This is a genomic window from Reinekea sp. G2M2-21 (assembly GCF_015687175.1).
Classification (GTDB): domain Bacteria; phylum Pseudomonadota; class Gammaproteobacteria; order Pseudomonadales; family Natronospirillaceae; genus Reinekea.
On the sequence record NZ_JADPQG010000001.1, the window covers coordinates 1862756 to 1876814 of the forward strand.

At 49.7% G+C, this 14059-nt stretch carries 11 protein-coding genes; 7 read left to right on the top strand and 4 right to left on the bottom strand.

Annotated features, from left to right (window positions below; all coding sequences use genetic code 11):
- Positions 1-411: 411 nt before the first annotated feature.
- Genes nirB through IYN85_RS08510 form a run of 3 tightly spaced genes read left to right on the top strand, consistent with a single transcriptional unit; the run spans position 412 to position 5986 of the window.
- Positions 412-2958, top strand: a complete 2547-nt coding sequence (nirB, locus tag IYN85_RS08500; RefSeq protein ID WP_196158369.1) for a nitrite reductase large subunit NirB — start codon at positions 412-414, stop codon at positions 2956-2958.
- A 10-nt stretch (positions 2959-2968) separates the two neighbouring features.
- Positions 2969-3310, top strand: a complete 342-nt coding sequence (nirD, locus tag IYN85_RS08505) for a nitrite reductase small subunit NirD (RefSeq protein WP_196158370.1) — start codon at positions 2969-2971, stop codon at positions 3308-3310.
- Between the two features lie 12 nt (positions 3311-3322).
- On the top strand, positions 3323-5986 hold the full coding sequence (locus tag IYN85_RS08510) for a nitrate reductase (protein WP_196158371.1): 2664 nt from the start codon (positions 3323-3325) through the stop codon (positions 5984-5986).
- Positions 5987-6244: 258 nt separating this feature from the next.
- On the opposite strand, the gene IYN85_RS08515 is transcribed toward IYN85_RS08510, so the two are convergent.
- The 4 genes from IYN85_RS08515 to IYN85_RS08530 all read right to left on the bottom strand — a co-directional run bounded on the left by IYN85_RS08515 (position 6245) and on the right by IYN85_RS08530 (position 8824).
- Positions 6245-6643, bottom strand: a complete 399-nt coding sequence (locus IYN85_RS08515; RefSeq protein ID WP_196158372.1) for a VOC family protein — start codon at positions 6641-6643, stop codon at positions 6245-6247.
- 94 nt (positions 6644-6737) lie between these two features.
- The gene (locus tag IYN85_RS08520) at positions 6738-7808 is read right to left on the bottom strand and encodes an alkane 1-monooxygenase (protein ID WP_196158373.1); all 1071 of its coding nucleotides are present in this window, start codon (positions 7806-7808) and stop codon (positions 6738-6740) included.
- 99 nt (positions 7809-7907) lie between these two features.
- Entirely contained in the window at positions 7908-8309 is a 402-nt protein-coding gene (locus tag IYN85_RS08525; protein ID WP_196158374.1) for a GNAT family N-acetyltransferase, read from the bottom strand.
- A 44-nt stretch (positions 8310-8353) separates the two neighbouring features.
- The gene (locus IYN85_RS08530; protein ID WP_196158375.1) at positions 8354-8824 is read right to left on the bottom strand and encodes a GNAT family N-acetyltransferase; all 471 of its coding nucleotides are present in this window, start codon (positions 8822-8824) and stop codon (positions 8354-8356) included.
- Between the two features lie 121 nt (positions 8825-8945).
- On the opposite strand from IYN85_RS08530, the gene IYN85_RS08535 reads away from it, so the two are divergent.
- The 4 genes from IYN85_RS08535 to IYN85_RS08550 all read left to right on the top strand — a co-directional run bounded on the left by IYN85_RS08535 (position 8946) and on the right by IYN85_RS08550 (position 13955).
- The gene (locus tag IYN85_RS08535; RefSeq protein WP_196158376.1) at positions 8946-10283 is read left to right on the top strand and encodes a DEAD/DEAH box helicase; all 1338 of its coding nucleotides are present in this window, start codon (positions 8946-8948) and stop codon (positions 10281-10283) included.
- Positions 10284-10399: 116 nt separating this feature from the next.
- The gene (locus tag IYN85_RS08540) at positions 10400-12076 is read left to right on the top strand and encodes a DUF342 domain-containing protein (RefSeq protein WP_196158377.1); all 1677 of its coding nucleotides are present in this window, start codon (positions 10400-10402) and stop codon (positions 12074-12076) included.
- 9 nt (positions 12077-12085) lie between these two features.
- Positions 12086-12493, top strand: a complete 408-nt coding sequence (locus tag IYN85_RS08545; RefSeq protein WP_196158378.1) for an HPP family protein — start codon at positions 12086-12088, stop codon at positions 12491-12493.
- A 10-nt stretch (positions 12494-12503) separates the two neighbouring features.
- Positions 12504-13955 carry an amidase family protein gene (locus tag IYN85_RS08550; protein ID WP_196158379.1) on the top strand — a complete coding sequence of 484 codons (1452 nt, stop codon included), beginning with the start codon at positions 12504-12506 and terminating at the stop codon, positions 13953-13955.
- Positions 13956-14059: the final 104 nt, after the last annotated feature.

A 14059-nucleotide genomic window follows, 5' to 3' on the forward strand; every position in this document is an offset into this window, starting at 1 on the left:
GTGCAATATAATCACAGCGAACGGTGGAAAAACCGACCAACCCCAATGAGAACCCCCATGTTTTTTGACTTTCGAAAACTTGGCACGCCATTCGCTTTATAGCAATTATCGTAAAGAACTTTATGTCTGACATAAGTTTTTTCCGATAAACACTGTGATTTGCGTATCGAGCATTGGCGCTCTCAGGTCTTCCTGAGGGCGCTTTTTTTTTGCGTGCAAGAAAAGCTACCTCATCCGATTTGGCGGCTTTTCGAAAACCATCCAGGGCACGCGCACAGAATTTTGCGAATCACAACGACTGTGCTGCAACAGTTTTGCCGCCAGTTATTTAGAGAAGTCAGAGGCATGCGTCCAACACGGGCACCAGCGCAGTCACAAAGCTGACGGGAAACAGGACCAGAGGAACAAACGATGAACAGCAAACCGAAACAGAACTTAGTCATAATTGGCAATGGCATGGTCGGTCACCATTTTGTTGCCGAATGGCAAAAACAAGCCTGCGCCCAGGACTGGCAACTGCATATTATTGGTGAGGAGCCTGTTTCCGCGTATGACCGTGTCCATCTTTCTGAGTACTTTCAGGGTAAGGGTCACTCTGACTTAGCGTACTGTCAGGAATCGGATTACCTGAGCCTGGGAATTAAGACATATCTGGGCGTCAAAGCCAGCGGTATTAATAAGGCAGATAAAACTGTTGACCTGGATAATGGTGAGACGATTACTTACGACAAACTTGTTTTAGCGACGGGCTCTTATCCATTTGTACCGCCGATTCCGGGTTATCAAAACCCCCGCAGTTTTGTGTACCGAACACTCGACGACTTGGATGCCATTAAAGCAGCCGCTCAAGGGCGCACGACTGGGGTGGTCATCGGTGGTGGCCTACTGGGTCTGGAAGCCGCCAACGCACTGAAATCACTGGGGCTGAAAACCCATGTGATTGAGTTTGCACCACGCCTTATGCCAGTTCAGTTAGACGATGGCGCGGGTCAGGTATTGAAAGAAAAGATTGAAGCCCTGGACGTTACCGTCCATACCCAAACCGGCACTCAGAGTATCGAACATACTGCGGAAGACCGTCTCAAATTACATTTTGCGGATGCCGACCCACTGGAAACGGATGTTCTGGTTTTCTCAGCCGGTATTCGACCACAGGACGCGTTGGGCAAGATCGCTGACATTGACGTGGGTGAGCGCGGTGGCATTGTCATTAACGATCTGTGCCAGACTTCCGATGCGGATATTTACGCCATTGGCGAAGTCGCCCTATGGCAGAATCGGATCTATGGGTTGGTTGCTCCGGGCTACCGAATGGCCGAAACAGCAGTGGCGTCCATTGCCGGCAGCGAACATATTGTGCCTTTCCAGGGTGCAGACATGAGCACCAAATTGAAATTACTGGGTGTCGATGTGGGTTCGATTGGCGACGCGCATGCTCAGACATCGGGAGCTTTGTCATTCCGTTACCACAATGAATCCAAAGGCGTGTATAAAAAAATTGTGACTACCGCCGATGGTAAACGGTTACTCGGCGCTATTCTTGTAGGGGACAACAGCGCTTATGACACATTATTGCAGTACCACCTGAACGACATTGAATTGCCAGCAGAACCCGACAGTCTTATTTTGCCGAACCTCGGTTCCAATGCGGCACCCGCGCTGGGCGTTGATGCGCTGCCGGATTCCGCCACCATCTGTTCGTGCCTGAACGTTTCTAAAGGCGACATCATCAGCGCCATTGACGCTGGTTGCTGTTCGGTTGGTGATGTCAAAAGCAGTACACAAGCCAGTACCGGCTGCGGCGGTTGCACCGCGATGTTGAAAGATGTCGTCGACGCAACACTTGAAGCCCGCGGCGTCACCATCGATAAATCGCTGTGTGAACATTTCGAGCATACCCGCCAGGAACTGTTTCACCTGATTCAGGTTAACGAAATTAAAACCTTTGATGCCCTTATCGAAAAACACGGACGTGGGTTAGGTTGTGACATCTGTAAGCCAACCGTTTCATCTATTTTGGCCAGTATCTGGAATGAGCCTGTGCTAAACCAACCGCATGTTAAATTGCAAGACACCAACGATACCTTCCTGGCGAACATGCAAAAAAATGGCACTTTCTCAGTGGTTCCGCGTATTGCCGGTGGTGAAATCACACCTGACGGACTCATTTTTATCGGTGAGGTTGCCAAAAAATATAACCTGTACACCAAGATAACCGGTGGTCAGCGCATAGACATGTTCGGTGCACAACTACACGAGTTACCGCTGATCTGGCAAGAACTGGTCGACGCCGGTTTCGAAACCGGACAGGCCTATGGCAAATCGGTTCGTACGGTAAAAAGCTGTGTTGGCAGTACCTGGTGCCGTTACGGTCAGCAAGACTCCGTCAGCATGGCAATCTTGATCGAAAACCGATACAAGGGTTTACGCGCCCCGCATAAATTAAAATTCGCAGTATCCGGCTGTACCCGTGAATGTGCCGAAGCACAGAGCAAAGACATTGGCGTCATCGCCACGGAAAACGGTTGGAACCTTTACACCTGCGGTAACGGTGGTATGAAACCAAGACACGCAGACTTATTTGCAACGGACCTCAACGATGTTGAATTGATCCGCACCATTGACCGCCTGTTGATGTTTTACATCCGCACGGCAGACCGTCTGCAACGCACCGCCCGATGGATGGACAACCTTGAAGGTGGTTTGGATTACCTGAAAGACGTCATTTTGAACGATTCACTCGGCCTAGGTGAACAATTGGAAGCGCAGATGAATCGCATTGTTGAAACATTCGAATGCGAGTGGAAATCGACCCTGCAAGATCCGGAAAAAATGAAACGCTTCCGCACCTTTGTGAACACCGACGCCAGTGACAGCAACGTTGTTTTTGTTGCCGAACGGGATCAGATTCGTCCAGCCACAACGGACGAAAAAGCCAACCTCATTGCAACCGCTTAAGGAGCACGCTATGACTGTTCAAGTAACCAAACAATGGCAAAAGGTCTGCACCAAAAAGGATTTGGTCGCCCACAGCGGCGTCGCTGCCTTGGTTGATGGTAAACAGGTTGCCCTGTTTTACCTACCGGAAAATGACGCGATCTACGCCATTCAAAATTACTGTCCGTTCAGCGACGCCAACGTCATTGCACGGGGAATTATCGGCGACTTAAAAGGAAAACTGGTGGTCGCCAGCCCTATTTACAAACAGCATTTTTGCCTGACCACCGGCGAATGTCTGGAAGACAACACCGTTAAATTGGGTGTTTTCGATACCAAAATTGAAGACGACCACATTCATATCGCACTGTAAGTCAGAGGTCCCATGAGTCAATCAGACCGAACAACAACCTGCGCCTATTGCGGCGTAGGTTGCGGTGTCAGCTTGCCGCAACACAACAATCGCTCCATACGGGTCAGCGGTGATAAACACCACCCGGCGAACCAAGGCAGGCTGTGTGTAAAAGGTACGCATCTGGGCGATGTTTTACCACTGAAAGACCGACTTCTGTACCCTCACGTAAACGGCGAACGATGCAGCTGGGAAACGGCTACAGAGACCATCGCCAACAAAATTCGCACAGCCCAAGACACCTGGGGACCGGATTCGGTGGCCTTTTACTTGTCGGGTCAATTGCTCACCGAAGATTATTACGCAGCCAACAAATTGGCGAAAGGTTTCTTGGGAACGGCGAATGTCGACACCAACAGTCGCTTGTGTATGTCATCGGCCGTGGCGGCACACATCCGCGCATTCGGTGAAGATGCGCCTCCCAGTAACTATGAGGATATTGAACAGGCCGATCTTGTGGTACTGACGGGATCAAATCTGGCCTGGACACATCCTGTTCTGTTCCAACGTATGCAACAGGCACAAGCGCAATCACCCGATAAAAAACTGGTGGTTATCGATCCGCGGAAATCCGCCACGGCGAAAGAAGCCGACTTACATCTCGCCATTAAACCGGGTACAGACGGACAACTGTTTAATGCCCTGCTGGTGTACCTGGCAGACAATAGTTATGTCGACCAAACGTACATTAATAATCATGTAAACGGATATGAAGCTGCGGTTGCGGCCGCGCGCGCAGACGTCGGTGACGACATTGCGCAACAGGCAGAAAAATGTGGATTAACGGTTGCCGACTTAACACAATTCTTTAGCTGGTTCGCTCAAACGACAAAGACCACGACACTGTGGTCAATGGGTATCAACCAATCTGAATCCGGTGTTGATAAAGGCAATGCTCTAATTAACTGTCACCTGGCCACCGGTCGCATCGGCAAACCGGGCGCCTCGGCCTTTTCGATTACCGGTCAACCTAATGCCATGGGAGGCCGTGAAGTCGGCGGACTCGCCAATCAATTGGCTGTTCACCGCATGTTCGACGCTCAAAGCATCGCTCGTGTGAAAGCGTTCTGGAACGCGCCAAACATGGCCACAAAACCAGGGTTGAAAGCCATCGATATGTTTGATGCCGCAGCGATGGGGAAAATCAAAGTACTCTGGATTATGGGGACAAACCCAGTCGCCAGTTTGCCCGACGCCCATAAAATTAAAGCGGCATTATCGGCGGTTGAGACCGTTATTGTTTCCGATGTGGTCAACAGCAACGACACCCTGCCCTACGCGAGTATTAAACTTCCTGCGCTGGCCTGGGGTGAAAAGGATGGCACTGTCACCAACTCCGAGCGATGCATTTCCCGGCAACGAGCGTTTTTGTTTGCCCCGGGTCAAGCAAAAGCCGACTGGGCAGCGATCGCCGATGTGGCTAAAAAACTGGGGCATCCAGATGCTTTTGACTGGCATCACGCGCACGAAGTTTTTCGAGAACACGCGAGTTTGTCCAAACTGAATGATGATTCAACGCTGCAGTTTTCGCTGTCTGATGTTGCGGACATCAGCTTCCGGGACTATCAAGATTGGCAGCCCAAGCAATGGCCATTAAGTCGTCATAAACGCGCAGACCGCTTATTCTCCGACGGTCAGTTTTCCACGCCATCGGGCAAAGCCAACATGGTTGCGGTGATGCCAATATCGTTACCAACCAGTACCGATAATAGGTTAACCCTCAATACTGGTCGGCTCCGCGATCAATGGCATACCATGACACGAACCGGATTGGCCAAATCGTTAACTCAGCACAGTCAGCAATTTGAATTACACATGAATCCGACCGACGCGCGGCAACGCAACATCACTAACGGGCAACTCGTTAAAACCAGTTCAGAGCAAGGGACATTTTTTGCGATAGCAAGGTTAGAAACCGCTCAGCAGTCCGGTGACGTATTTGCACCTATGCATTGGAACCAGACCTTTGCCAATCAAGGTGGCGTTGCCAACAGCATTGCGGCCATCATCGATCCTATATCTGGCCAACCGGCGTTTAAACACGCCAAGGTTGCTGTTGCCCCCATCAAACCAAAATTTAGTGGTTTTTTCTTTGTCAGAAACGATATAGACCTACCGGATTGGTTAGAGCAAACAGTCTTTTTTAAAACCATCACGGATTGCGGTGTGCTGTACCATTTCTTTCACTCGTCGCAATCTTACTCAGAATTTTTACTGGCTCAGGAAAGTCAGAAACATCGCTACCATACCGATGCCACTCAGCAAAGTTCGCTCTGGGTTGCCGGCGATCAGTATGGAATGACCGACTGGCTGAAAGTCAGCACCCATTCGGTCACTTGGCCGGACATTGACTTCTTAGATTTCGCAGCCACAACGGACATCAACCAACTGCCCATAACGGCATTGTTCGAGGGACAAACCGACGATGTCACCAAACTCGGGCGTATTGTTTGTACCTGTTACGCGGTCACAGATCGGCAAATTAAAAAGTTCCTTATGGACAATCCCGGAGCCAAACTTGAGGAGTTACAACAACAGTTAAAATGCAGTACCAACTGCGGCAGCTGTTTAAGTGAAGTGAAAGATTTTGTGTTACAGGAAAACGCACCGGATTTTGCCGACGCCATGGCGAGTTAACTTTTTTTTCGGGCGACAACTGGACCGATAAGAATGCTCGCGCTGTTTTCACGGCTTTCAAACGACCACGCGATATAATTTTCGTCGCATAGGTTGATCAAGCATGGATGCTTGAACAAGTGAGTCAGAAGATAGCTCATGGAAAACACGATTACGGCGTTGCTCTTCTTTAAAAGATCTCGATATTCTCGACTAAGAGCGCCTTGTACCAGCGCTTGCCATGAGCTTTGAAACTATGCGAATTTCAAACTCAGGACACTAGCCATTCCAGGTCAATTCGATTCGAATACCGCCAGGTTCACAAAACATCATATGTTTGCGCGGCCCACCAGACAGTAACTCTGGTGCGAATTCAATAACACAACCGGGGTAGCTCTTGATTTTGTCGTAAAGTGTCTGCAGAACCTCCTCCGTTTCGATAGTCAACGCAAGATGATGCAGACCAATATTCTGGCGTCGATGAAAAGGTTGCACCACTAACGAGTGATCCACCTGCCACAGGGTTAACGTCACAAAACCATTGCTGACAGATGCCCGTGGGTAGCTCGGATCGATCATCTTCTGCTGAAAGTCCAGCACGCTGCAAAAAAAATCCCTCGTTGTTTCAAGGTGATTCACGGCCAAACCGAGATGATTAATGCCTTGTGTTATCGACATGCGCTCCAGTTCCGACTCTGTGTAAATGTGTTCGGACTGTACAATACAAAGCAACCGAACAGGTACTATGGATCTACTACTTGTCCATTCCAGGTTATGGCGCCGACAATGAGTCCAACCGACGGTTCATGACGTTAAACCACAGCGTTGGAAGAAGCGACATTAAAATCATGGTGGCATAGCCCTGAGGCATCTGAGGTGAATCATCGAAATGGCGCAGCATGGGGTAGTTCCGTGATGCAAATGCGTGATGATCGGAATGGCGCTGCAAGTTAAACAGAACAATATTGGTCAGCAATCGTGACGAATTCCACGAATGATGATGGGTAATCGGCTCGTATTTACCCGCATCTTTTTGTTGCCGGAGCAGACCGTAATGCTCAATGTAATTGACGGTCTCCAATAACAGGATGGCGACCAGACAGTGGGCGATCCAAAAGCCCGCGACCTGCACACCTAAGGCAACGATATAAGCAACTAAACAAACCGCGCTGATGCCATACAGCAGCCAAAGTTCGTGCACCTTTCGCCCCTGTTTGTGTGCTCGCTCGCGAGCGATCTGAGCCGCCTTAACAGGTGTATGCGTCAACGCCCGCCACCAAAACCGGTAAACTGTCATACCCTTCGGTGCCGTGGTCATGTCCTTTGGGGTAGCCACCCAGGTATGGTGGCCGTAGATATGTTCCACCTTGAACGAACCATAGGCGACGCTGGCCAGCAACAGTCCTCCGGCTCGTTGTTCCAGCTTGCTCCGGCGGTGAATTAACTCGTGTCCGATATTAATCGCCATCACACCTCCGGCAATACCGGCAGTCAGCACCCAGCCGACCTTCTGATACCAGGCCTCAGCCTGCAGAAAATAACCAGCCATGAGCCATTGATACACGAAAAACAACGGCACGGCGAGCAGAGGCAAGGCTCGTAACCATCGCTGTTGTTTCAACCATTTGTGTTCTTCTACGCACCAATTATAACGATATTCACCAAGCACAGCGTCTAACAACGGCAAGGCAATAAAGGTGTTAAACGGAATCAGCCAAGGCATGTCGTAAAAGTGATCAAACACCAGCAATGGCCACCAGAAAAACAGAAAACTGCCAAGAAAACTCAGACTGTAGGCTAACATGGCAAAACGACGTACCAAGGAAACTCGCTGCGTACTCATACATTGCCTCAAATGAAATGGTGCTAATTAATGTAACCAAATAAACAGGGGATGCAAGCAGACCGGCGTGGCAAGTCAGTACGAAATAGAAACTATCGGTTATTCGCGAAAATAGAGTCCTTGCTGTTCAGAAAAACGGATTAAAGAAAACTTAAATGCAAAACCCAATTTCGTGAGTAAGCGTTGCGCGGCCAAATTTTTTAACTGCGTTTCTGCCACTATCACGCCCCTGGTATATCCTAGAGCCTGTTGACAGGCTCGATAGCCAATATTCTTGTGCTGATATTCAGGGAGAAGTAAGAAAGAAAGCTCTGGTAACGTCAGATCACAATGAGAACCAATACAAACGGTGCCCACAGGTTGGTGATTAAAACAGATTACCCAGTAATTAGAAGGCGGTGATTCCAACAAGGTGTCTACGCGTTCTATCGCGACATCGACATCGATGGGACCGCCCAGAAATTGGCGAACCGCCCTATCCGTGAATAATCGTATGAGCATGTCCCTGTGCATAACCTCCGGCTCACACAGTTGCACTGCATCCGTCATTCACTGATGATTTTGGTCATAAACACACTATTCGGATCTTCATTGTAATTCCCAAACGGCGCACACAATTCGAATCCTAGCCGCTGATACATAGCCCTGGCAGGTTCAAAATACCCCATCGAGCCGGTTTCCAGGCTGAATCGTTTGATTCCAAGGCTGCGCGCTTCTGTCATCAGGTGCGCTAAAACCTGTCCCGCAACGCCCTGACGTAAAAACTCAGTTGCCGTTTTCATCGACTTGACTTCAGCGTGATCGTTATTCAGTACTTTAAAGGCGCCACAGCCAGCAATGTCGTCACCAACCCAAGCGCCATAAAAGTGTACATCCGACTGTTTCAAACCGGATAAATCCAGCGCATGGCGGCTTTCCGGAGGTGCGGTTCCCGCCATCTGGTCCAGATGATCCTGTAACAGGCGGATAACGGCAGGATGCTCCAGACCACCCTTTTTCATACTTAACTGAGTCATTTCCTTACTCTCTTTTGCAAGTTGTCTTGTCTTAATGGAGATCACAAAAGGTTCCTACTCACGTGGCTAAGTCTGCTAAACTCCGCACACACCGTAGTTTTCCCATTTTGAGGCCACATTTTTGTTTGAATCTATTGAACTTCACCCGAAACTTCACAAAGCCATTGAAGCGATAAAATGGCAAACCCCGACCGACGTGCAAAAGCACAGTATCGAACCGGCCCTGGCAGGCAAAGACCTGTTGATCAGCGCCGAAACCGGCAGTGGTAAAACCGGGGCTTATCTGATCCCATCACTGCACGCCATTATGAGTGAAGGGAAACCAGCGACGGGTATTCGCATGCTAATCATGGTGCCAACACGCGAGCTGGCACTGCAGGTCAAGAAAGACTGCGAAGCGCTGTGCCAATTTTCAGGCATTAAATCAGTCATTATCCGTGGTGGTCAAGAGTTTCAATATCAGGCGTCTTTGCTGCGCCGAAATCCGGAAATTGTGATCGCAACACCCGGCCGCTTAACCGAGCACCTGGAAAAACAAACCACCAGCCTGAGTGATGTTGAGTTCATTGTACTGGACGAATGCGACCGCATGCTCGACATGGGTTTCCGCGATGAAGTATTGGATATTGTGGGTCATTGCACCGGCAAACATCAGAGCTTGTTACTCTCTGCCACGCTTAAGCACAAAGGTGTGGCTCAGGTCGCCCAATCCATCCTCAACGAGCCGGAATTCATCAAAATTAAAACCGATTCTTTGCAGGAAAACATTCACCAGCAAATCATCTTCAGCGATGGCGTTAAACACAAAGAAAAACTAGTGAGCTGGCTACTCGACCATGAAGATTTCGAAAAAGCCATTGTCTTCACCAAGACCCGCGCACAGGCCGTGGAACTGACCAACGTATTGCGCTACAACAAATTGAAAGTCAGCTCGCTGCACGGTGAAGTTGAACAGGATATTCGTAACAAAATTATGGCGAAATTCCGCGAAGGTGTGGTCAACGTCATCGTTGCCACAGATCTGGCGGCTCGAGGTTTGGATGTTGATGGCGTCGATCTTGTGATTAACTTTGATATGGCCCAAAGTGGTGATGAACATGTACACCGAGTTGGGCGAACCGGTCGCGCTGGTCAAAGCGGCTTGGCCATCAGCCTGATCACGACACACGACTACAACCTAATGTCATCAATTGAGCGCTACCTGAAAATCAAGTTTGAGCGCCGCGTCATAGACCCGTTGAAATCAGTGTATACCGGTCCTAAAAACCTGAAAGCGAACGGCAAGGCGGCAGGCAGCAAGAAAAAGAAAGCGGCAAAATCGTCCAAACCGCCAGCAAAAAAGCGTCATAAGAAGGACATCGGCAAGCGCAGAGAGCCGGCAAAAGTGGCGAATACGCCTGAAACCGGAGGTTTCGCGCCGATAAAACGCAAACCTAAACCAACACCGACCGAAGATTGATCATCAAGCCCATCCCAGATGGGCTTTTTATTCCCTTTCAGATAGGCAAATAGGCGAACTGGCAGTCCCGGATAAATCGGCTTTACTTAATACATCACATTAACAAACTGCTCGATATGTCTGAATCTACGCCAAGTTCATCACAAGCCAGCTTTGTTCAGCTGTCCTTTGAGGTAAACCAGGAAACAGGGATCGCCTGGGCTGTACTGAGTGAAACCGCTGTACAGATGGAATTAAGCGCCAACCAGATACGCGACCAGATCAAGCTGAAGGGCATTGACACTTGGGAAATCAGCGAAGGCGCCCTAGACGACGTTCTGCATAAGTTAAAAAAACATGTAGTCTGCCGCCTGGTCATCGCAGAACGCAAGGATGCGCGTTTCCATATCAAGTGTGATGACGGAAACATGCAAGCCAGTATCGTCCATACCCCAGCCAAAGGAGGCAAGCGGGTAACTGTTGATGAAATTAATCAAGCATTGGCCGAAAAGAAAATTCATCCGCAGCGGATCATTCCCGGTGCCGTTGAAAAGCTGATCGACTTGAATTCGGAAGGCTCCATGATAGTAGCACGTGGCAAATCACCAAAAGTCGGCCGCGACAGCACATTTAGTCCACTCATATTTCATGAAGAAAGTGCTAAAACTCCCGTCGAAGATGAGAATGGACGGGTCGATTTTCTGGCGGGTCGCGAATACCTCACTGTCAGCGCGGGCACGCCACTCATGGAACGAACTCCACCCCAACCGGGCCAGATGGGCATGGATATTTTCGGTCAGATCATTCCCGCGGAACCCGGAAAGGAACTGCCTTTTGGCAAAGAACTCGCCGGTACTGAATTCGCCAGTAACGATCCAAATCTCTTGATCGCCGCGATCACGGGCCACCCTGTGTTTAGCGCAGACGCTGTGCGCGTTGATAAGACACTCAGCTTTAAAAATGTTGACCTCACCACAGGCCACATCAATTTCGACGGTTCATTAAACATTACCGGCGACGTCATGCCTGATATGAAGGTTACCGTTACCGGTGACGTTTTTATCAAAGGTGTGGTCGAGCGCGCTCGCATCAAAGCCGGAAATGACATTACGGTCGCAGGGGGCGTTCTGGGTGAAACACAAACCCAGGTGAGTGAAGATTCTGAACTGCCTGAACTGGAGTGTTTTCTGGAAGCTGGTGGTTCCGTCAAGGCCAAGTACGTTAACCTGGCGCAGATAAAGGCTTTGAACCAAATCGAAATTAAGGAATACGCCTTCAACTCAAAATTGAAAGCCGGAAACGATATTTTGCTGGGCCAGGATGGCGGAAAAGGTAACTTAGTGGGGGGGGAGGCCGTCGCCGGTCACGCTGTTGTTGCCAAAGCGCTGGGAAACAAAGCCTATAACCTGACCCGCGTGCGCATTGGCATTACTCCAGAAGACTTGGAAATGTTCCAAAAAATTAAGTTTTTACGCGAAAAACGGCTGGAACAGGCAAGAAGCTTAAGGGGAATTCTGGAAACGCTGAAAGCCCAAGGAGAAACAGAAAAACTCGGCATTCTGGAAATTAACAAAGCTAAAAAAACCAAGGAAACTCTGTTGCGTCTGCAGGAAGATCTTAAAGTCATCGACGAACGCTTACGTCAATTCGACCTGGCGCACTATGTTCAGGAAGACCAACCACACGTTGCAGCTACTTCTAAGTGTTATCCAAACTGCCAGATCACCATCAACGGGGCAACCTACCTGACCAATCAGGAACACAAAGCCATCACTTACATTAAGCGCGACCGTAAAATAACGGCGAAAACGTAGGATTAAACCATGACCATTAAAACCATCATGACCTCTGATGTTCTGACCATGAAACCCGATGTGCCCTTTGAAAAGGTTCAAGAAGTAATGCGCAAGGTGCCGTTTCATCATATTTTGGTTGCTGATGACAATAAAAAATTACTCGGCGTCATTTCAGATCGCGATTTGATGAGCCAGGTGTCGAAATACATCAGCGACAACAATGGCGAATCTTTTACCGATTTTCTTCCCCGGCTGAGCGCGGCCGACATTATGACGGCTGATCCAGTCACCATCGACCAGGACACCCCGATTGATGCCGCCAGCATTCTACTCTTGGAAAAAAACTTTAGCTGCCTGCCAGTCGTCAATAGCACCGGACACATTGATGGCATCGTCACTTGGAAAGATCTGTTAAAGTATTACGTTTATCATTAAGGATACCCGGATGGAACGCTGGACCATTGAATCACTTGGCCATGCGCTGCGTAATAAAACCGTGACCATCGAACAGGTTGCACAAAGCTATATCGACCGCATCATGGAGGAGGATGTTAACGGCCCAAACGCGGTTATTACGCTGAACCCATTATGGAAGGAAGATGCTGCCCTTTTGCAAGCCGCCATGGATGAGCACTCTCCCGTACTGCATGGCATTCCAGTGTTAATCAAAGACAATATCGATACCGTGGCCATGGGAAATTCCGCGGGCAGCATTGCCCTTCAAGATGTCCCAGTTGAACAGGACGCGCCTTTGGTCACCCAATTAAAGGCCGCTGGTGCATTGATATTGGGTAAAACAAACCTTTCAGAGTGGGCTAACTTCCGTTCCACCAATTCCGTTAGCGGCTGGTCCAGCTTGGGGGGGCAAACCCGCAATGCGGTGTCTGCTGAATACAATCCATCCGGCAGTTCATCCGGTTCGGCCGCCGCCGTTTTCGCTGACTTCGCGGTCGCCGCCATCGGTACCGAAACCGACGGTTCCATTGTCAGTCCGGCCGCTCATAACGCGATTATTGGATTAAAACCAACCGTTGGGCGTGTTCCCAGAACCGGCATTATTCCTATCGCCTGGAGTCAGGACACGGCAGGGCCAATGACCAAGACAGTCACAGATGCCGCACTGTTGTTAGATGTACTGACCAGTACAGACGCGCACGATCCAGCAACACAACTACAGCCGAAAAACCAGGGGTCGTTTACCCAGAATTGCCAGACTGACTACCTGCGCGGGAAACGTATTGGTTATCTTCTGCCTGACGAGCGCTTCCCCGCCCTGGTGGCCGATAGCTTTAGTCAGGTCATACACCAGCTGGAAAGTGCCGGAGCTCTTTGCATAGCCCTGGAGCCTGTACCCACCATGGTGACGCTGCAAGATCATGAAATCACGCAAATGTGCTGCGAGTTCCCCGAAGCCTTGGCGAGCTATATTCGGACCCGCCGCCCTCTGTCGGCTTATAAAAACCTGGCAGATTTCGCTGACTTCAATCGGCAACACGCGGACACTGTTATGCCGTTGTTTAAACAGGAATGGTTTGACCGTTGCCTGCAAATGCCCCCTACCACTTCGCAGGCGTATCATGACGCACAGGATGCAATTGAACTGTTTCGCCACGATTTAAGAGACCTGTGGTTTAAGGAACATGACTTGGACGCTGTCGTCACCGCCACCAACGGACCGGCATGGCGGCTAGACCCGAAATTCAATGACAGTTATACCGGAGGCAACAGCTACATTGCAGCCGTATCCGGCTGGCCATCCATCACGGTACCGTACACCTTTGTTGAAGGCTTACCGTTGGGCGCACTGTTTATCGCGCAACCCTGGGAGGAGGCCGAACTGTTGGGCATAGCATTTGGATTTGAACAGCGCGTTCAGGCGAGCGAAGAAAAGCCGTGAATCAACGGCAATTGATGGGTGGATTAACCGACAAGATGTTAAGCAGGCTTAAGAAATTGGCCTGCTTAGATTGCAATACGGCACGCACTCGTGAACGCAATTTG